The sequence below is a fragment of the Gaetbulibacter sp. NE genome, assembly GCF_025548475.1.
GTDB classification, from domain to species: Bacteria; Bacteroidota; Bacteroidia; order Flavobacteriales; family Flavobacteriaceae; genus Gaetbulibacter_B; species Gaetbulibacter_B jejuensis.
In genome coordinates this window covers 139,912-160,140 of sequence record NZ_JAOQHY010000007.1, presented here as the reverse complement: position 1 = coordinate 160,140, position 20,229 = coordinate 139,912, and the positions used below count along the sequence as shown (strand labels likewise).

The following is a 20,229-nucleotide window of genomic DNA, read 5'->3' as shown; positions in this document are numbered from 1 at the left end:
AGGTATGATTAAAACCAAGGTTTTTTACCCACTTGGTAAGTGTTATAGAATTCTTCGTCAGATTTTGTAAGGTAAATAATACCTTCAATTAAACCTATAATTCCAGGAATCCAAACGATTAAAATACCAATACCTACACAAGATAGTATTGCTCCTAATAGCCAAACACCTAAAAGGATTCCTCCTTCTTTGTTGTAACCTAGAATAAATTTATGAACACCTAAGCCTCCAAAAATGATACCTAAAATACCAGCTAGTAGTTTTTTGTTATCTCCTGATGCTTTACCAAAAGCTTCTTTGGCTCCATCAGAAAATTCTTTTGCAGTTTCTTTTGCTTCGCTAGCAAATTCTTTTGCTTTTTCTTTAGCGTCATCAGCAATATCTTCTGCTTTGTCTGCTGCTTTTTTTGCACCATCTTTTGCGTCGTCTAACATATCGTTAAGGTCGTCGCTTAAATTTTTTTCATCTGACATTTGTAAATTTGTTTATATGGTTAGAAGTCTAAAGGTAACAAAAAAATATAATGGTTTACAAAAAAGCTTTATCAATAGGTTCCCAAAGTTCAATTTTGTTGCCATCGTTATCCATAATCCAACCAAATTTTCCGTAGCTGTATTCTTCCATTTCTCCAATAATGGTAACACCTTCGTCTTTTAATGTTTTTAGTAATTCTTCAAGATTTTCTACGCGATAATTAAACATAAAATCTTTTTTTGAAGGCTGATAATACTCAGTGTCTTCAGTAAACGGACTCCATTGTGTTGAGCAATCGTTACCTTCTTTATCTTTCCACCAAAAGGTACAACCATAATCATCGGTATTAAACCCTAAATGCTTTTTGTACCAGTCTTTTGTTGCTTTTGGATCTTTTGTTTTAAAGAACAATCCGCCAATGCCTGTAACGCGTTTTTTCATTTTATTTCTTTTTAAGGTTGGTTTCGTATATGTCTATCCATTGATCTGGAGTTAGTTTTGTGCAGAGTTCAGCAATTAATTCCATTGGAATATCATTAATACGCTTAAAACGCACGCAACTTTTTCCCATATCTAGCTTGTACTTACTGTATTTTGGGTATTCGTTTACAAACCAATCGTGTATTTCTGGTACAGCATAAATACCACTATGGTAAAGATTTATTGAGTTTTTTTGTGAAGCAAAACTCATGAATGGTAATGGTTCTTCTGGTGTGCAATGGTAACCATCAGGATATTTACTATGTGGTACATAATAGCCTATCATACCATATTGAATGCCTTCTTCAAAGCCTTTTGGTAAGTTGGTTTTAATGGTTTTGCGTAATGTTTTTAAAACATCCTGACGTTCTTCAGGAACTTGACTTATATAATCTTCGGGAGATGATGCTTTGTATTGCATAATGATTTATTTTTTTCGTTGTAAAATTAAAGCAGATATTAAAGATAGCACAAACCCAATTAACACAACGGTTACAAACATTAAGGCAGCCATAAATCCAGAGCCACCATAATCTTGCATTTGTTTTGTGAGTTCTGCTTTTTTAGCTTCTAGTTCTGAACCAGAGTAAGTGCTTTCATAAGTTTTTAAAGTGACTTCTAAATATTCTGAAGCAAAATCAGGATTAATTACGGTTGTATAAATGTAATCTACCATAGCAATTCCTAGTCCAGTTAAAGCTGAAATTAATAAGCCAATAACCAAAGCTTTTCCAAAACTTACAGCACCATTATTTACTTTGTCGCGATAGTGTTTTATCCCAAAAAATATAAATGATAATGAAGCAATCATTGACGTATAACCAATAACTTCTTGAGCCGAATAGCTTAAGTTTTTACCAAAGGTTAATGCTAAAAAGAATAAAACAGCGGCAGTTATAAGTCCGTAGCCTCCATATTTTAGTACAGTTTTTTTCATGTTGTTAGTTAGTTTTAAGAGTTAAAAAAAGAGTTTAAATATGTTGATCAATTAATATGGTATTACCATCAGGATCGGTTACAACCAAACTTGCAGGTCCTGAAGTTGTTTCGTCTGCTTCACTTTGTAACGCTATGTTTTTACTTTTTAAATGCTGCTGAATTTGCCTAACATCAGTAAACGTATCTAACGTTTTTGCATTTTCGTCCCAACCAGGATTAAAGGTAAGTATGTTGTTTTCAAACATACCTTGAAACAAGCCTACTAAAGCCTTCCCATTTTTCATGATGAGATAGTTTTTTTCTAAATCACCAGCAAAAACTGTGAATCCTAAATTTTCATAAAATGTTTTTGAAACAGTAATGTCTTTTACGCTTAAACTAATTGAAAATGCGCCTAATTCCATAATTGTGAGGTATTGATTAATTATTGATACAAAACTACGAGAAGCCTTTAAAAATCGACTCATACTAAAGTACCAAACCGTTAGTACTTTGGTCTAAAATACATAATTTTATAGTATTTGAAGTTCTTTTGCAACTTGAAGTGCTTGCGTGCGTCTTTTGGCATTTAGTTTTACCAATAAGTTAGACACATGCGTTTTTATGGTGCTTTCTGATAGGAATAATGTCTCGGCAATTTCTTTGTTTGATAACCCTTGAGCAATATGTTGAAGTACTTCATATTCTCGTGATGTAATATCTAATTCTTTTATTTTATTGTGATCAATTTCGGTTGTATCAACAGTTTCTTTTTGAAGACTTTTTTTGTTGAGGTAAATACCAACAATTAGGAAAACAATCGCAATAACAGCAATTATAATTTCAATGTTTACATTTCCAGATATGATAGCGTATTTACTAACCTGAAAAAGTAGTAACAAGGCAAAAATTAAACCAGCAAAAACAGCTATTGTTTTTTTCATAGTTGAAAGTTAACAAAATCTAGCTTTAATTTTATCAACGATGGTTTGCGCTAGTTTTTCTTTGCTTTCAACTGTCCAACCAGCTACATGAGGTGTTAGTAATACATTTTTAGCTTGAATGATGTATTGAAATGCCTCTGGCATATCCGAAGAAAATAGGCTTTCAAAAGAGGCTTTTTCATATTCTAAAACGTCTAATCCTGCACCTAAAATTTTACCACTTTTTAAAGCTGAAACCAAATCGGTAGTCACAACACTTTTTCCACGTGCTGTATTGATGAGCCAAAACGGTTTTTGAAACCCATTAATAAAATCAGCATTAACCATATTGAGCGTTAGTGGTGTTTGTGGTGTGTGTAAACTTAAAACATCAGCGTTTTCTTGTAAAGTTTCAAGAGACACTTGTTTACAGTTATTGTCGCCAACATTGGGTTTTATATCATAGCAAAGAACTTCAACATCAAACCCACGAAGTTTTTTAGCAAAGGCTTTTCCCATGTTGCCATAACCAATAAGTCCAACGGTTTTGCCATCTAGCTCAATACCTCTGTTGGCTTCACGTAACCATTGACCATGTCGTACTTCGTTATCAGCTTTATTGAGCTTGTTGAATAAGGAAAGTAACATTCCTAAAGCGTGTTCGCCAACAGCATTGCGGTTACCTTCTGGTGCTGAAATTAAATAAATGCCTTTACTTTCGGCATAATCACAATCTATGTTTTCTAAACCAGCACCAACACGACCTATAAACTTTAAGTTTGTAGCAGCATCAAGAAACTGCTTATCTATAGTAAAACGACTTCTTATTACAATACCATCATACTCATGAATTTTTGCTTCAACATCAGTTTTTGATGCCGTGTAATCTTCATGATTTGTAAATCCTAATACATTAAGTTGATTAATGAGAAGCTCGTGATTGGTATCTAGATGTAGGACTTTCATATTTAAATTTACAATAAATAAATTTACGGTTTTTCCGTACTATTTAATTATAGCAATATGTTGTAAGGTATAAATTATGTAAAAAACACATTAACAATTATTTAGCTTAAAAAAACTTTAAAAATTTGGTTTTTGAAAAAACATTTCACCAAATTTATAAACATTATTTTAATTTTTTAAACTCAATTAAAATGAATAAAATTTACTGCATAATTGTAATGTTTTTTCTAGCTATAAGCACTGTTTTTAGCCAAAACAATACAGCTTTTTTCAACGACTATTATAAACTTAGTTTTCAGTTTGGTGTCTCACGTTATAATGGTGCAGAAACCACACCTTTGCCAATTACATTACGATATACATTTAGAAACTATACTTCTCCTCATTTTGGTTTTTATTACGATGTTTTGCAAACGGATAATTGGAATTTCAAAATTGGAGTTTCTTCTCTTTTAGTTAGAAACTTTGAAGAGTATAAAATAGATAATAGTGAAATACCAAATGTTGATAGGGACCTTCATTTATATGTTGAAGGATCAGGCACATGGCGTTTTAATTTACCTGTTATAGGTGAATATATTATGAATACAAAAATTGGAAAATTGAATTTTAATGGTGGTTTAATCCTTGGGTATAGTGAAGAGTTTGGAAGCACTTTTTCTCAACACAATATTAGAGCAGATAGCTCATCAGAGTATACTTCAGCGACTGCCGTTTATAGCCGAAGCACAGCGCCATGGTACTTAAACGGTCAGGTTGGTGTTGGTATGTATTTTCCATTTAAAGGTTGGATGCTGCGTACCAACGTATATTATAATATGGCATTTCAAAAGCTGTATGAAGGTGATTTTGAATTTACAAACTTAGAGCAATCTCCTGACCAATCTGGTAAGTTTAGTTTTAGAGGCAACTCTTTTGGCATTGAGTTTTCTATTTACTTAGCAAATAAAAATAAAAAAGCTAAAATGTAATGAAGAGCATATTATTTGTTTTTTTAATAATTACTGCGTGTTGTTTTTCTCAGACAAAAGAAAACAAAAGCTTAACTATTGTAAATACAACGTTTACAGATTCACTTCAAAAACCAATAGGTTTAATTGGTTATCAATTTTATAATGGTGGTTTTATTACCAATAGGCTGTCAAAAAATGTAAACCTAGAGTTGGGTTTACTCTATACTAATGTTGATAATTATAAAATTATTGAGGTCCCAATACTTATAAAACACAATTTCAATAAAAATTTCAGGGTGTTTTTTGGTTCTAAGTTAAATATGGAAATTAATAATGGGTTTTCAACATTACAGCCTTTAAACAATACATCTAACGGTATGAATATGTCACTTGAAACAGGACTACAATATGATGTTAATAATAGTATTATGTTAGAGGCGAGGTATTCGTTGCCAGTTTTTCAGAAAAATTCAACAAAACCTTCAATTATTTATTACAATACCAGCATGTTTAAATTTGGTTCAAATTTTAAATTTTAAATCCCTAAAATAAGTTTAGCTATGGTAAAGTAAATTAAGATTCCAAAAATATCATTGCTGGTAGTGATAAAAGGTCCTGTTGCAATAGCAGGATCAATACCACGTTTGTCAAGGAATAATGGTACAAAAGTTCCTATTAAACCAGCTACTATGATTACTACAACTAACGAAATTGAAATAGCAAAAGCAGTTGCGGCTTCTTGTTGCGTTGCCCAAACAAAAAGGAACAAGAAAATAGCCAAAATAACTCCATTAAGAGCCGCTAAAAGCATTTCTTTCATTAAACGACTATTAATACTTCCTTTTATATCATCATTTGCTAAACCTTGCACAATAATTGCGCTAGATTGTACACCTACATTACCAGCCATTGCTGCAATAAGTGGTGTGAAAAAGAATAGGATTGCATATTTTGAAAACGCTTCGTGAAAACCTTCCATAATTAAAAAGGCTCCAACACCACCAACAAGTCCTAAAAATAACCAAGGTATACGTGCTCTGGTAAGTTTCCAAACGCTATCATCAGAGTCTACATCTTGAGAGATACCTGCTGCCAACTGGTAATCTTTATCGGCTTCTTCTTTTAAAACGTCAACAATATCATCAATAGTAATTCTACCTAAAAGTGTTTGATTGTCATCTACAACAGGAATGGCTTCCAAATCGTATTTTGCCATAACTCTTGCCACATCTTCAACATCGTCTTGTACATGAACCCAATCCACATTGCTGTTGGAGATATCAGCAATTTTTTGATCGCTTTTAGCAACAATTAAATCTTTAAGCGAAAGTCTACCAATAAGTTTATTTTGTTTTGATACAACATATATAGAGTGTACTCTTGTAACCTCTTTGGCTTGTCCACGAATGCGACGTAAGCATCCAGCAACAGTCCAGGTTTCATACACTTTTACAAGCTCTTTTGCCATGAGTCCACCAGCTGTATCTTCGTCATAAGCTAAAAGTTCTTCAATTTCGGCTTTATGCTCTTGGTCTTCAATGTTTGAAATTACTTCGGCTTGACGTTCTTCAGGAAGTTCGGCAATAATATCTGCTGCATCATCAGTATCCAACTCTTCAATTTCGTCGGCAATTTCTTTAGCAGAAAGATTTTTTAGGACTTTTTCTCGATTGTCTTCATCGAGCTCCATTAACACATCAGACGTGGTTTCAGAATCAAGAAGTTTTATAACATAAGTCGCATCTTCAAGATCTAGTTCGTCTAAAACTTCGGCAATATCAGCATAGTGAAACTCACTAAAAAGCGTGTTGAGTTCCTTATCGTTTTTCTCTTCGATAAGAACCTCTACTTGCTCGATGAGTTCATCTGTTAGTTCAAATTGTATGTGCTCTTTTTCCTCTTGCATAAAATTTCTTGTCGTTGCACACTGTTGAAGTGACAAATTGTGTTATTCTTGAGTGTCGTTTTCAATTAATTGCGTGAGAGTTATAAATTCTTCAACGCTTAACTGCTCAGGACGTTTGCCAAATATAACATTTGCTTTTAAATTATCTGACAAATTGAATGTTTTTAAACTGTTACGAAGTGTTTTTCGGCGTTGTTGAAATCCTTGTTTTACGACCTTGAAAAATAAAGTTTCGTCACATGGCAAGGTGTAGTTTTCTTTTCTTGTTAATAAAAGCACACCAGAATCTACTTTTGGTGGAGGATTAAACACCGAAGGTGGAACTGTAAATAAATATTCGGCATTATAAAATGCTTGTGTTAAAACAGATAAAATACCGTATACTTTACTACCTTCTTTAGAGCAAATACGTTGCGCAACTTCTTTTTGAAACATCCCTGAAAATTCTGGAATTTGGTCGCGCATTTCTAAAGTTTTGAATACAATTTGTGATGAAATATTGTAAGGGTAATTACCTATGATAGCAAAAGGCTGCTCGCCAAAAACTTGTGTGATATCGTACTTTAAAAAGTCTTGCTCTATAACTCTATCAGCAAGATTTAGATAATTGGCTTTAAGGTATTCAACCGATTCGGTATCAATTTCAATAACGTGGGTTGTGATGTCTTTTTTGAGCAAATATTTAGTGAGTACGCCCATTCCTGGACCAATTTCTAAAACATGTTTATAGCCTTTAAGCGATAAACTATCAGCTATTTTTTCAGCAATAGATTCGTCGGTTAAAAAATGTTGTCCTAAATGTTTTTTTGCTTTTACTGACATAGTATTAATTAAAGCTTACTGAAAATTCGTCGATTACTTCTAATTCGGTTCTAAATGCTAACATTTTATCTGCAAATCGTTTAAGTCCGTCTTGACGTAAAGCATCAGCATGATTGTTGTAATAGTCTTCTAAATCGGTTCTTGATTTTGCACGATATTGAATGGAGTAGGTTGTGCCTCCCATTTCTTCTTCAATAAGTACTTTGGTTAACTTAGCTTCAGTGAAATGACCTGTTGCCAAAACCAATGCAATGTGGTTTTTTATCCAATTGAGCCACTCTTCATGTATGCTTTCGTCAATATTAACGGTTACGTTGTATATTATCATGGTTGTTATTTTAATGGATTCCGAACTGGTTACGGAAAGACAAAACTTGTATTATAGTGTTTTTGCAAATAACAGGAGTTCTTCATCATCTTCAAAAGGTTTTACTCTTTTTTCATAAGATAAGCCTAATTTTTCTAATAGTTTAATTGAATTTGTATTAGTAGGCAATGTGATTGCTGTTATTTTTTTTAGTTTGAATTGGTCTTTGGCAAGTTTTATAATTTCAGAAGACGCTTCAAACCCATAACCTTTACCTTCATAATTAGGAAGTAGCGAAAAACCAATATCTACATGTTCTAACTCATCGCGTTTTACTAAACCACAAGTACCAATTGATTTTAGGTTTTCATCTTTTAACTGAATTTTATAAAACCCAAATCCATGAGTATCATAACTTTTTAGGGTTCTTTCTTTTAAATAGTCTTCAGCTTGAGCAACAGTTCTCACATTTCGGTCACCAATATATTTCAACCAATGAGGGGAATTCATGAGTTCTAGTATAAAAGGAGCATCTTCTAAAGTGATTTTAGAAAGCTGAAGACGGTTGGTTTGAGCTATAATCATTCTGAGCAAAATTTTCCATTTATTACCTGAATATCATCATTTGCAGATAAAGTAGATTTAAAAAAGAAACACTTGCCTTTGATTTCTTTTAGTTCGGTTAAAATGCCATCATTTTCGTTAATGAATTTTTGGTAATCATTTAACGTCATTTTTTCTGTATCATAAAAACTTCTATATGAACAATCGTCAATCCATTCAATTATCACATATATTGTTTGTTCAAATTCAGGGTCTATAACAATCTCAACTTGAGAATTTCCATTTCGTATTATTTTATAAGAAACTAATGTTTCAGAATCACTAGGAACAAAGAAAGTACCTTCTTTAAAATCTTTACAAGTTAAATTTTGACTAAAAGAATTAATACTTAAAAACACTATAAATAAGAAACCAATTTTTTTCATTTATAATTTCAATTTATAGTATCACCACGTAGCATCCTGAAGTTTTTCCTGGCTTCAACAAAATAAATACTGTCTTGATGATTGAATATGATTTTTTCGTAAAGTGCTTTAGCTTCTTCGGGTTCGCCTAAAATATTATTGTAAAGTTCAGCTAAAAAATAGTAAGCATCGTCAATTAAAATACTGTCACTAAAGTCTGTTATAATTTTTTGATAGTTAACCGTTGCTTTTTCATACTGTTTCTTTTTTTCGAAAAGTTGTGCTTGCATTAACAAAGCTTGACCTTCGATGTTTTCACCTTCATGCTCTGTAAGAATCTTGTCTAAAAGCGTTATGGCTTCATCAGTTTTATTTTGAAATGCCATAAGGTCTGCTTTTGCATAAAGCTTTAACGCTACGTGTAGAGAATCTTCATATTTATTGTCAGAAATAAGTAGTTTTAAATCTAAAGCATCATTAGCAATAAGCTGCGATGTTGATGATTTTAAAATTTTAAGCTGCGATTCAGCCCAATCAAAATCACCTTTATAATAACTAGTTTTGGCAACTTTAAAACGTGCATCTTGCGAAATGGTACTGTTTTTTAAATTGGCTTGTATTTGAGAATAATAAATAAGAGCTTCATTAAATTTTTCTTGATACACCAAAACATCACCAAGTTTTAGCTTTACAGTAGCCTTTTGAAATTCAGAAACATTAAGGTTTAAAATTTCTTTTAAAAACTTGCTAGCATCTTCAGGTTTGTGTAAGTGAAACGCCAAAAAATCGCCATAAGCAATTTGTAAAGAAAGGGTTTGCTCATACCTACCATATTGATTAAAAAGCGCTAGATACTTATCGTTTATAGTATTAAAATCTTTTTTGGTAGCATTTATGGTTTCTATTTCCAATAAAAATTGATGAGCTCTTAAAAGACTAGAAATATCTTGTGAATTTTCTAATACAAAATTGAATATTTCGGTTGCAATGCTGTATTGTTTTTCATCTAGAGTTGTAAGTGCAAGTTCAATAATTCGGTCTAGACTTTCAGGGTTTCTTCTATAAAGTGCTTTCTCTTGAGTAAAGGATTTGTTATACTCTTTTTCTTGAACAAACAACCAGCTCAGTAACTCATACCAATACACATCAGGATTGGTTTGCAGCTTTTTAAGTAATAACCGTTTTAAGAAAATGTTGTTTTCGTTTTCGCTGTTTTCTGAGACAAAATCGCTAAAAGCGCGCTTTGAGTTATTTAAAAAGCTAGGGTTGGTTTCTATATAATCTATATAGTTAGAAAACATTTGCTCCACATTACCTTGCTCACCATAAATTCGTGCCAGCTGAATGTTATAGTTTTGTTTAGGATTAAGTTCAGCACCTTTTTTATAGGCAGAAATGGCATAATCTAAAAGTGAATGATTTTCAAATTGTCTAGCAATACTACTTGTATAAATAGGTTTTTCATCGATTTTTAAAAGCGCATCGTTATAATATTTTTTTGCAATTTCTATACTGTCTTGTAGTTGATAGTTGTAACCCAATTCAACCATAAGAGTTGGGAAAGAACTTTTCTCTAAACGTTGGAGCAATAGGTTTTGAACTTCTGTATAGCGTTCTAGCTGTTGTAATGTTTCAACTATTTTGTAAAGGTAAGTTGTGCTTGGTTTTTCAGTATATAATTTTTGGTATTCAATAAGGGCTTTTTCAAATTCACCACGTTTAAAATAATCGCTTGCCAACTGCTCACTTTGGGCAAGCATTAAAGTGCTACACAGTATTAGGGCAAAAGTTAATATCCTCTTCATAAAGCTAATTTAAATAAACAACCTAAATACAGGTTTTGGTGCGCTTATTTCGATTATTTAGTAAATATAACAAATGCTAGCTTTGGATATTGTAAATGTTTTGATAAAAAAAAATGCCTAAACGCAAGTTTAGGCATTACCAACCAAAATAAATGTGCTATTAACCATTATTTTAAAAAAATGATTCAGTTATTCTGCTCTGGCATTTTTTATTGTTAACCAAAGGTGTATTCTAAAAGAAAATTTTACTGACCATAACGACCAGTGAAACCAGTATTATAATGCGTTTGATATTTTTCATAAGTAGGTTAGCTTTTAATACTTTACTAACATCAAAAAATTTTATGAAAAAACAAAAGAAAACGCTAAAAATTCGTTAAACAACGTCTTTTTTTAGCGTTTTATCGAAATTTGTAGAAAAAATACTACAGATTTTAGATTTTATCAAATCCAGTATAAGGAACTAGAACATCAGGGATTTTTATACCATCTTCAGTTTGGTAATTTTCTAAAATTCCTGCAAGCACTCTTGGTAGAGCCAATGAGCTTCCATTTAAGGTATGTGCTAATTCATTTTTACCTTCAGAATTTTTAAAACGTAATTTTAAGCGGTTTGCTTGAAAGGTTTCAAAATTTGATACTGAAGAAATCTCTAACCAACGGTCTTGAGCAGTTGAGAATACTTCAAAATCGTAGGTTAATGCTGATGTAAATCCTAAGTCACCACCACATAAACGTAAAATTCTGTAAGGTAATTTCAGTTCTTTTAAAATGGTTTTTACATGCTCTACCATTTCGTCTAGAGCTGTATAAGAACGCTCAGGATGTTCAACACGTAAAATTTCAACTTTATCAAATTGATGTAGTCGATTTAACCCTCTAACGTGTGCACCATAACTTCCTGCTTCACGACGAAAGCAAGGTGTGTAGCCTGTAATACCAATTGGTAAATCACTTTCGTTAAGTAAGGTGTCTCTAAATAAATTGGTTCCAGGAACTTCAGCAGTTGGAATTAAATATAAATTGTCACCAGTAACGTGGTACATTTGACCTTCTTTATCTGGCAACTGTCCTGTTCCAAAACCAGACGCTTCATTAACCAAATGTGGTAACTGGAACTCCGTATAACCAGCTTCGGTATTTTTATCTAAAAAGTAAGCAATAAGCGCACGTTGTAATCTTGCACCTTTACCTTTATACACAGGAAATCCTGCTCCAGTAATTTTATTACCCAATTCAAAATCGATAATGTCATACTTTTTAGCTAATTCCCAATGTGGTAATGCACCATCAACTAATTTTGGAATATCACCTTCTCTATAAACCTCTTCGTTATCCTCATCAGTATTTCCTTTAGGAACACTTTTGTGAGGTACGTTAGGTAGTTGGTATAAAAGAGTGTTTAGTGCTTCAGCTTTATCATTAAGCTCTTGCTCTAATTGTTTAGTATCTTCTTTAAGTTGAGTTGTTTTTTCTTTTAAAGCATTGGCTTCTTGTGCTTTTCCAGATTTAAACAAGTTCCCTATTTCTTTGGAGATACTATTAGATTCAGCTTTTAAGTTATCTAAAGTTGCTTGAAGATTTCTTCGGTCTTCATCTAAAGTAATAACATCGTTTATAGATTGTTCAGCATCAATATTACGTTTTGCTAAACGCTCAATAACCAACTCTTTGTTTTCTCTAATAAAAGGGACTTGTAACATGGTGTGAAAAATTTAAGCGACAAATTTAATGAATTGCCAAAACATTTAATCGAGTTTTGAAGGTAAAATCCACGAGCTGTGTTTAAAAACATCCCATTTTACATTGGCAAGGTCAATATTAGGATCAATAAGCTGTTGTCTTGGTCTTCCATTTACGCTTATGCTACAGTTTACAAAGACTTGCACGTCAAATCCTTTTTTTGCAAAATCTTGTTTTAAATGTTGTGCAAATTGCCAGATGACATCTGGTTTGGTGGTTGCACCTCGTTGCTGTTTTTTGGTTAAATAGTCGTTTAATTTAACAGGTAATACATTGTTAGTGTTTTTGTCAATGACTTTATAAGTGCAAAACCCACTTTTTGAGCGTAGCATCATTCGCCATGACAGTCTGTGACCTTCTTCGGTCCAAAGCACATTATCTTGAATAAAATGATGACGAATAGGTAATAGTACTTGAATGATAAAATACACTGAAAATAATCCTACATAAAACTGATTTCCTTTAGGAATGATAACTTCACCTTCATTGTAAAACAGTTTCTTTTTCAAGAATATATTTTGAATGGTTTTAGGCTCAAAAAAGAACAAAATAAAGGCTAAAGACAAATATGGAAATATACCTACATGGAAAATAAATGAATTGAACAGATGAAAGAAAATAGAAATGATAAACGCAAATTTCCTTGTTCTTTTCCATAGCAATAACGGAATGATAAGTCCGTCAAACAAAATGCCTCCATAAGCCAGCATATAGTGTAACCACTTGTATTGTAAAATATCACCAACTAAAACAAAATGTTGTTTGGCTTTCATCATGAGTTCAATAGTAGTGGTGTTTAACCAATCAGGATATATCTTGGCAATTGAGGCGTATGTGTACACAATAAAGAGCTGAATAACAAATACATATTTGCACCACTGTGGCATTGAGCCTCTTTTTAATTTCGGGTTTTGTTTGGCATCAATAGAAAGGTAAGTGTTCGCAGGTTGAAACACCATTATGGCACTCAATAACATTAATAAGTAGTAGTGATTGTTATAAGACGATTTTTGCATAAAGTAAGTGGCAGACCACATGATGGTAAATGCAAACATGCTCCATCTGTATTTATAACCTATCATTACAAAAAGGCCAAATATTCCCATAATAGCATAATAGAGATACATCCAGTTTCCTGGTAAAGGCTGTAACCATTCAAACCCTATAAATGTAAAAGTGAATTCAGGTTCAATAAGCGTTCGTTTTACCCAACCAGTAAAGATGGCTCCAACACTTTCTAAGAAAATAAGTAGACCAAAAATAATTCGGAATACAATTAATGCACTGTTGTCAATATGTTTAAATAAAAACCTATTCATCTAGTTAAATAAAGTTAATGCTTTTTCTTTGTCTTTGTTGAGTTGTTCTTTAAGTAATTCAACCGAATCAAATTTTTGCTCGTCTCTAAGTCTGTCAATTAATTCCACTTGTATTGAAGTGTCATAAATATCTTCATTAAAATTGAAAAAGTGTACTTCAATAGATTGCGTTTTTCCATTAACAGTAGGGTTGGTTCCAATATTCATCATCCCATAAACTGTAGTGTTGTTAATATTAGATTGCACTACATAAGCACCATTTTTTGGGATGAGTTTATAATCTTCAGGTATTTTAACATTAGCAGTAGGAAATCCTATTTTACTACCAATTTGTTTTCCTTTTACAACGTTACCTGATAAAAAGTAATTGTAACCTAAATACGTATTTGCGGTTTTAACATCACCATTATTTAAGGCATTTCTAATTTTAGTTGAACTGATAGCAACGTCTTCAATGTCTTTTACAGAAATTTCTTCTACTTCAAAATCAAATTGAGCACCATAACCTTTCAGGTCTTCAATGTTTGCGCTTCTATTTCTTCCAAACCTATGGTCATAACCAATGATAACGTGTTTGACGTTTAATTCATCAACTAAAATATGCTTTACATAATCATTTGCTGATAGTCTAGAAAAATCTTGAGTAAACTTTTTTATAATAAGATTATCAATACCAATTTGAGACAAAATAGTTTTGCGCTCATCAATAGTATTCAACAATTTAATATCAGCATGAGTTTGCAATACCATTCTAGGATGCGGAAAGAATGTTAGCAATGAAGATTCTAGGTTTTTTTCTTTTGCAACAGTTATTAACCTATTAATTATTTTTTGATGTCCTAAATGGACACCATCAAACGTGCCAATAGTAAGTACTGATGGCGCTTTAGAATAGGAAGTTAGGGAATTATATATTTTCAAAAGATTTTTTTGTAAAAATAGCTAATAAGCATTGAAATAAAAAGGAAGATATGAAAGGTAATAACTTCACAAATATTACAGTTTATTTATGTTAAAAAATCACATTTTGTTAAAGAAAACTTAATATAACAATTGATTTTGATTAAATTTGGAGGATGTTTATAGATATTATCCTTTTTTAATTAATACAATTTATATGAAAATGAACTTTACTATTAAATCCCTTTTTGCAATGCTTATGCTAATATGTGTTGCTAATAGCTACTCTCAACAAAGGACTTGTGGAGTGGATGAGTATATGGAAGAAATGCTCAAAAACCCTGAGTTAGCTAAAAAATATGAAGAAAATCAAAAGAAATTTCAAGCAGAGCTTGCTAGAAGAGCTAATGGAGACTATAGTGCTAGAGGAGCTTCAATAGTAATACCCGTAGCTGTTCACTTTCCAACAGGAAATGAGGCAGATAGAGACTGTCTTGTTGCATTGGCTCAAAGTCAGGTAGATGTTTTAAATGCTGACTATACAGCAATGAATGCTGACATTTCTAATTGGACTGCAGCAAGTCCGTTTTATCCAGGATTACAACCTGGAGTGGCAAATATTTCTTTTTGTTTAGCAGTTTCCGATCACCCTGTTGGAGTTGACCCAGAATTACTTGAAGGAGAGCCAGCTGTTACTATTGGTTATAACTTTGCAAATGGTTCTGGATTTCCAGAGTTAGACTCTAATTGGGCTGGATATATGAATTTTCTGATCAAACCATTAGATGGTACAACTCTTGGGTATTCACCATTAGGAGGTAGTATTGAAAATGGAGGAGCTGTTGTAATGAATCTTAGTACTTTTGGAACTGGATCTGGTTGTCCTGGTTCTGGAATTGTACCTGGAGCACCTTTTAATCTTGGTAGAACAGTGACACATGAGTTAGGGCATTTTTATAATTTAAATCATACATTTGCGGACTTTACATGTACAGGTGATGATGGGCTTGCCGATACGCCAAATATTGACACAGAATCTTATAACTGTCCACCAGCTGGATCAGTGAATGCTTGTACACCAGGTCAATATTCATTAACGATGAATTATATGGATTATGTTAACGATGCTTGTATGTATATGTTTACACCAGATCAAATGAATGTTGTGGATGCATATGTTTCAAGTGTTTTAGCATCTCAAATAAAACCAGGAGTTTGTGAGCCAGCTACACCAGGTTTTAATTTAGCAACAACAGATAATGAAATATTCAGTTGTCCAAATACAGACACAGAAGCTGTATTTACGTTTAATTATTCAACAATTTTAGATTTTAATGAGACTACAACTTTTTCTGCTTCTGGCGTTCCTGCTGGAGCAAGTGTAGCCTTTAGCCCAACGTCATTAAATAGTAATGGGAGTTTTACTATGACTATTGGTAACTTAGGAATGACTGCTCAAGGAGATTATACAATAACTGTTACGGGAACTTCTAGTTCAGTAACTAAGAGTTTTGACGTTGTTTTAAATAATAATTGTACAGAAATACAGTGTAATACATATGAGTCAGCTCCAAACTTGAATTTAACAATAACAGATGGTGCTGGTGGTTCCGCTGGTCAACCAATTTTAGAGCATGTAATTAATATTCCTGATTCAGGATTAATAGAAAGTATGACAGTGAATGTAAATGTTTCTCATACTTATGTTTCTGATGTAAGAGCTGTTTTACTTCACCCTAATCAAACAGATTTTATCTATCTATGGAATTTAAACTGTGGTAATAACGATGACTTTGATGTGACTTTTGACGATGAAGCTAGTGCTATTACTTGTGGTTCTCCTACTGTAGGAACTTTTCAGCCTGCTCAAGCATTAAGTGCTTTTTCTGGGTTAGAATCTCAAGGAGATTGGACATTGATTATGTTAGACTATTTTGCAGGAGATGAGGGCACATTAAATAATTGGTCAATTGAAATTTGTTCAGAACAACAACTTAGCGTAGATGAGTTTTCAGCTAATGAGTTCTCAATTTTCCCTAATCCAAACAATGGTGAGTTTACTATCAAATTAAACTCAAACTCAGGAAACGACATCGCTGTTGATGTTTTTGATATTAGAGGAAGAAAAATATTTAACAACTCTTATTCTAGAAATAATTCTGATTTCTCTCAATCTATTAAGCTTAATAGTGTAGAGGCAGGTATGTACTTAGTAACCGTAAGTGATGGAGCTAAGAAAATAACTAAAAAGATTATTGTAGAATAATAATTTAAGGATTTATAAAAAAGAGAGACACTAACGTCTCTCTTTTTGTTTAATACCTTTACGTAAATAAAATTTTCAATATTATGAGAATAAAATTACTTTCCATCAAAGCCCTTTTCTTCTTATTGTTACCATTAATGTTGTCTGCTCAAAATAACGAGTGGCAGCAATTAAAAGAAGTTAGAAAAGTAGAAGACGTCAGTCTCGAAAATTTAGACAAAGATAATTTTAGCATTTTTCAGCTAGATATAGAATCTTTGAAATCAAAACTTGTTGATGCACCATTAAGAAGTGAATACAGTGGGATATCAAATACAGTGGTTTATTTTCCTGATGTTTCAGGTAATTTGCAACAGTTTAGAGTTGTTGAAACAGCAATCTTTTCTTCACAAGATAATGCTAGTCTTCATAAAAATATAAAAACTTATTTGGGTTCTAGGCTTGATAATTCAGGTACTCGAATTCGTTTTAGTGTTACACCTTTAGGCTTTAATGCAATGGTTTCTGAACCAGGAAAGGAAACTTACTTTATTCAACCAGTAACTAAGGTTTCAAACGGACAATACCTTGTATATAACAGAAGTGCAAGAAATGAAACAACTGTTAATAATGCATTTGAATGTTTAACAGAAGACCTTCATTTATCTTCTAGAGAGACTATGAATACATTGTTAGCAAGAGACGCTAATGACCAGTTGTTAAGAACTTTTAGAATAGCTGTTTCAGTTACTCAAGAGTATACTAGCTTTTGGGATGATGGAAATGACGCCAATGGTATTGATAGAGAAGATGCATTAGCTCAAATGGTATCAACTTTAAATAGAACTAATGAAGTGTTTGAAGTAGATATGGCTATTACATTTCTATTGGTTGATACTGTAGATGATCCTGCATTAGATCTTATTTATTCACCTACTTTCCCTGACCCTTATGGTAGTGACTTAAATGGAGGTTTACAAACAAATTTAACAGCAACAGTTGGTGAGTCTGATTATGATATAGGTCACTTATTACATTATGGTGGAAATAATGGTAATGCAGGTTGTATCGGCTGTGTTTGTGAAAGTGGAAAAGGTAGTGGGTTTTCTTCGCATTCGTTTTTAGATAATGATGGAGGTCCATACATGTCTGATTTTTTTGACATTGACTATGTACCACATGAAATTGGTCATCAAATGGGAGCTAATCATACTTTTTCATATGGATCTGAAGGTACTGGAGTAAATGCCGAACCAGGAAGTGGTACAACAATTATGGGTTACGCTGGTATAACAGGAGCTAATGATGTTCAGGATCATAGCGACCCTTACTTCCATTATTTTTCAATTAATCAAATTTTGACTAATGTTTCGTCTGCTCCAAATAATTGTGCAGTAACAACAAACATTACTAATAATCCGCCTGTAGCTAATGCAGGAACTAATTATACAATTCCTCAAGGAACAGCATTTATTTTAAAAGGAAGTGCTACTGACCCTGATGGAGGAGATATATTAACCTATACTTGGGAGCAAATTGATAATGGTGTAACAACATCAAGCAATTTTGGACCTACTAAAACTACTGGAGCACTTTGGAGATCAAGACCTCCTAGTACATCTCCTAATCGTTATATGCCAATTCTTCAAAGAGTTTTAGACGGTGAACTTACCGAGAGCAACCCTGTTGAATCTATAGATAATACAACTTGGGAAACTGTTTCTACTGTAGGAAGAAACTTAAACTTTGCTTTAACTGTTAGAGACCGACAAGAAACTGGAGGAGTTGGGCAGACACCTCAAACAAGTTACGATACCATGACAGTTACAGTTGATGGAAGTTCAGGGCCTTTTACAGTTACATCTCAAGATTCAAATGTTACTTGGGATGCTGGTTCAACTCAAACTGTTACCTGGAATGTTGCAGGAACTGATGCAGGTTCTGTAAATACACCAACAGTAAATATTTTATTATCTGTTGATGGTGGGCAAACGTTTCCTTATACTTTAGCTTCTGATGTGCCAAATGATGGATCACATGATATTACTGTTCCTTTAACAGGAGGAGATACTTCAACTGCAAGAGTAATTGTTGAAGGAAACAATAATATATTTTATGCAGTAAACTCATCAGAGTTTAGTATTCAGGAGTCAGAGTTTGTTATAACGGTTGATGAGGTTTCGTTAGATGTTTGCCAACCGAATGATGCAGTATATTCTTTTACTTACAATACATTTTTAGGGTTTAGTGATACAACAAACTTTAGTGTTACAGGGCTACCTGCTGGTGCAAGTGCAACGATAAACCCAACTTCAGCTATTGCTGACGGAACCACAGGTACAATTACTATTAGTGGTACAGGGTCTCTTGCAACAGGAAATTATCCTTTTACACTTGAAGGAGTTTCAGGAGCTATAACTCAAACTGTAAATTTAGAAATGAATGTCTATAGTGCTACAGTAGCGCCTGCAGTACTTACATCACCTTCTGATGGTGCAACAGGTGTAAGTTTAGAAGCAGATTTGATGTGGAATGGAAGTGACAATGCACAAGAATATTTTGTTGAGGTTTCTACCGAAGCAAATTTTGCATCAATAACTGAAAGTGCTACATTACAAGGCACATCTTATACAGTAAGTAATCTGTCAACTAACACACTTTATTATTGGAGAGTTACAGCATCTAATTTATGTGGAACAGCAAATTCATCGGTTGTGTTTAGTTTTACAACTGCTAATATTGAATGTAACTTCTATAGTGCAACCGATTTACCTATAGATATTCTTGAAACAGGTAATGGAACGGATAATTACACATCAATCATTAACGTAGCAAACGATGCTCCAATTACTGATGTTAACGTAACCATCAATATTCAACACGACTGGAATAATGATTTAGATATATTTTTAATAAGCCCATCAGGAACAACTGTTGAACTTTCAACAGATAATGGTGCAGATGGAGATAATGATTATGTTGATACAGTTTTTGATCAAGAAGCATCTACACCAATAACAAGTGGAACATCACCATTTACAGGAACGTTTATTCCAGAAGGAGATTTATCTACACTTTATGGTGAAATGTCTGGAGGAGATTGGACCTTATCAGTAGATGATGATTTTGGTCTTTTTGATGGAGGTCAAATTACTGAGTTTACTCTAGAGCTTTGTACAGAAGGCTCGTTATCAATTGATGAGTTTACTACAAGTGAATTTACAATTTTCCCTAATCCTAATCAAGGAGAGTTTACAGTGAAGTTAAATTCAAATTCAGGTAGAGATATCACAATTGGTGTTTATGATGTTAGAGGTAGAAGAATTTTTAATAACTCTTATGTTAACGCTTCTGATTTTACACAAACTATTAGGTTAAATAGTGTAGAAGCAGGTATGTATTTAGTTACCGTAAGTGATGGTGTAAATAAAACCACTAAAAAGATTATTGTAGAGTAGTCGTTTTTTAGTTTGAAATAAAAAAAGAGGAGCTTACGGCTC

At 32.8% G+C, this 20,229-nt stretch carries 20 protein-coding genes; 4 read left to right on the top strand and 16 right to left on the bottom strand.

The genetic code is table 11. The features are described from left to right. Window positions 1-8: 8 nt before the first annotated feature. The 7 genes from OD803_RS10110 to OD803_RS10080 all read right to left on the bottom strand — a co-directional run bounded on the left by OD803_RS10110 (window position 9) and on the right by OD803_RS10080 (window position 3,761). Window positions 9-473 (bottom strand): TM2 domain-containing protein, encoded by a 465-nt coding sequence (locus OD803_RS10110; protein WP_129760865.1) that lies wholly within the window; start codon window positions 471-473, stop codon window positions 9-11. Window positions 474-528: 55 nt separating this feature from the next. Next, the gene (locus OD803_RS10105) at window positions 529-915 is read right to left on the bottom strand and encodes a VOC family protein (protein ID WP_262733315.1); all 387 of its coding nucleotides are present in this window, start codon (window positions 913-915) and stop codon (window positions 529-531) included. A 1-nt stretch (window position 916) separates the two neighbouring features. Further along, window positions 917-1,375, bottom strand: coding sequence for a DUF1801 domain-containing protein (locus OD803_RS10100; RefSeq protein WP_134200575.1), 459 nt, complete (start codon window positions 1,373-1,375; stop codon window positions 917-919). Between the two features lie 6 nt (window positions 1,376-1,381). Continuing rightward, window positions 1,382-1,891, bottom strand: a complete 510-nt coding sequence (locus OD803_RS10095; RefSeq protein ID WP_262733314.1) for a DUF4199 domain-containing protein — start codon at window positions 1,889-1,891, stop codon at window positions 1,382-1,384. Window positions 1,892-1,925: 34 nt separating this feature from the next. Continuing rightward, complete coding sequence (locus tag OD803_RS10090; protein ID WP_262733328.1) at window positions 1,926-2,297, bottom strand: VOC family protein; 372 nt, start codon at window positions 2,295-2,297, stop codon at window positions 1,926-1,928. A 108-nt stretch (window positions 2,298-2,405) separates the two neighbouring features. After that, entirely contained in the window at window positions 2,406-2,816 is a 411-nt protein-coding gene (locus tag OD803_RS14625; RefSeq protein ID WP_269468234.1) for a response regulator transcription factor, read from the bottom strand. Between the two features lie 9 nt (window positions 2,817-2,825). Next, on the bottom strand, window positions 2,826-3,761 hold the full coding sequence (locus OD803_RS10080; protein WP_262733313.1) for a 2-hydroxyacid dehydrogenase: 936 nt from the start codon (window positions 3,759-3,761) through the stop codon (window positions 2,826-2,828). A 191-nt stretch (window positions 3,762-3,952) separates the two neighbouring features. Between OD803_RS10080 and OD803_RS10075 the strand changes: the two genes are divergently transcribed. After that, window positions 3,953-4,732: a hypothetical protein gene (locus tag OD803_RS10075; RefSeq protein ID WP_262733312.1), complete on the top strand. Its 780-nt coding sequence runs from the start codon at window positions 3,953-3,955 to the stop codon at window positions 4,730-4,732. After that, window positions 4,732-5,253 (top strand): porin family protein, encoded by a 522-nt coding sequence (locus OD803_RS10070; protein ID WP_262733311.1) that lies wholly within the window; start codon window positions 4,732-4,734, stop codon window positions 5,251-5,253. The genes OD803_RS10075 and OD803_RS10070 overlap by 1 nt, the downstream gene beginning before the upstream one ends. On the opposite strand, the gene mgtE is transcribed toward OD803_RS10070, so the two are convergent. From mgtE to OD803_RS10025, 9 genes are all read right to left on the bottom strand, one after another. Further along, window positions 5,250-6,620, bottom strand: a complete 1,371-nt coding sequence (gene mgtE, locus OD803_RS10065) for a magnesium transporter (RefSeq protein WP_262733310.1) — start codon at window positions 6,618-6,620, stop codon at window positions 5,250-5,252. The genes OD803_RS10070 and mgtE overlap by 4 nt on opposite strands. Window positions 6,621-6,662: 42 nt before the next feature. Further along, the gene (rsmA, locus tag OD803_RS10060; protein ID WP_262733309.1) at window positions 6,663-7,442 is read right to left on the bottom strand and encodes a 16S rRNA (adenine(1518)-N(6)/adenine(1519)-N(6))-dimethyltransferase RsmA; all 780 of its coding nucleotides are present in this window, start codon (window positions 7,440-7,442) and stop codon (window positions 6,663-6,665) included. Window positions 7,443-7,446: 4 nt separating this feature from the next. Next, window positions 7,447-7,770: a DUF4286 family protein gene (locus tag OD803_RS10055; RefSeq protein WP_129760873.1), complete on the bottom strand. Its 324-nt coding sequence runs from the start codon at window positions 7,768-7,770 to the stop codon at window positions 7,447-7,449. A 51-nt stretch (window positions 7,771-7,821) separates the two neighbouring features. Continuing rightward, the gene (locus OD803_RS10050; protein ID WP_262733308.1) at window positions 7,822-8,334 is read right to left on the bottom strand and encodes a GNAT family N-acetyltransferase; all 513 of its coding nucleotides are present in this window, start codon (window positions 8,332-8,334) and stop codon (window positions 7,822-7,824) included. Beyond that, window positions 8,331-8,738, bottom strand: coding sequence for a hypothetical protein (locus tag OD803_RS10045; RefSeq protein ID WP_262733307.1), 408 nt, complete (start codon window positions 8,736-8,738; stop codon window positions 8,331-8,333). The genes OD803_RS10050 and OD803_RS10045 overlap by 4 nt, the downstream gene beginning before the upstream one ends. Before the next feature lie 8 nt (window positions 8,739-8,746). Next, window positions 8,747-10,522, bottom strand: coding sequence for a tetratricopeptide repeat protein (locus OD803_RS10040; RefSeq protein ID WP_262733306.1), 1,776 nt, complete (start codon window positions 10,520-10,522; stop codon window positions 8,747-8,749). A gap of 434 nt (window positions 10,523-10,956) precedes the next feature. Further along, entirely contained in the window at window positions 10,957-12,225 is a 1,269-nt protein-coding gene (gene serS, locus OD803_RS10035; RefSeq protein WP_262733305.1) for a serine--tRNA ligase, read from the bottom strand. 45 nt (window positions 12,226-12,270) lie between these two features. Next, on the bottom strand, window positions 12,271-13,584 hold the full coding sequence (locus OD803_RS10030) for an HTTM domain-containing protein (RefSeq protein WP_262733304.1): 1,314 nt from the start codon (window positions 13,582-13,584) through the stop codon (window positions 12,271-12,273). Continuing rightward, complete coding sequence (locus OD803_RS10025; protein ID WP_131508740.1) at window positions 13,585-14,505, bottom strand: bifunctional riboflavin kinase/FAD synthetase; 921 nt, start codon at window positions 14,503-14,505, stop codon at window positions 13,585-13,587. 202 nt (window positions 14,506-14,707) lie between these two features. On the opposite strand from OD803_RS10025, the gene OD803_RS10020 reads away from it, so the two are divergent. Further along, window positions 14,708-16,750, top strand: coding sequence for a zinc-dependent metalloprotease (locus tag OD803_RS10020; protein ID WP_262733303.1), 2,043 nt, complete (start codon window positions 14,708-14,710; stop codon window positions 16,748-16,750). Between the two features lie 83 nt (window positions 16,751-16,833). Next, a complete protein-coding gene (locus tag OD803_RS10015; RefSeq protein ID WP_262733302.1) occupies window positions 16,834-20,187 on the top strand; it encodes a zinc-dependent metalloprotease in 3,354 nt (1,117 codons plus the stop codon). Window positions 20,188-20,229: the final 42 nt, after the last annotated feature.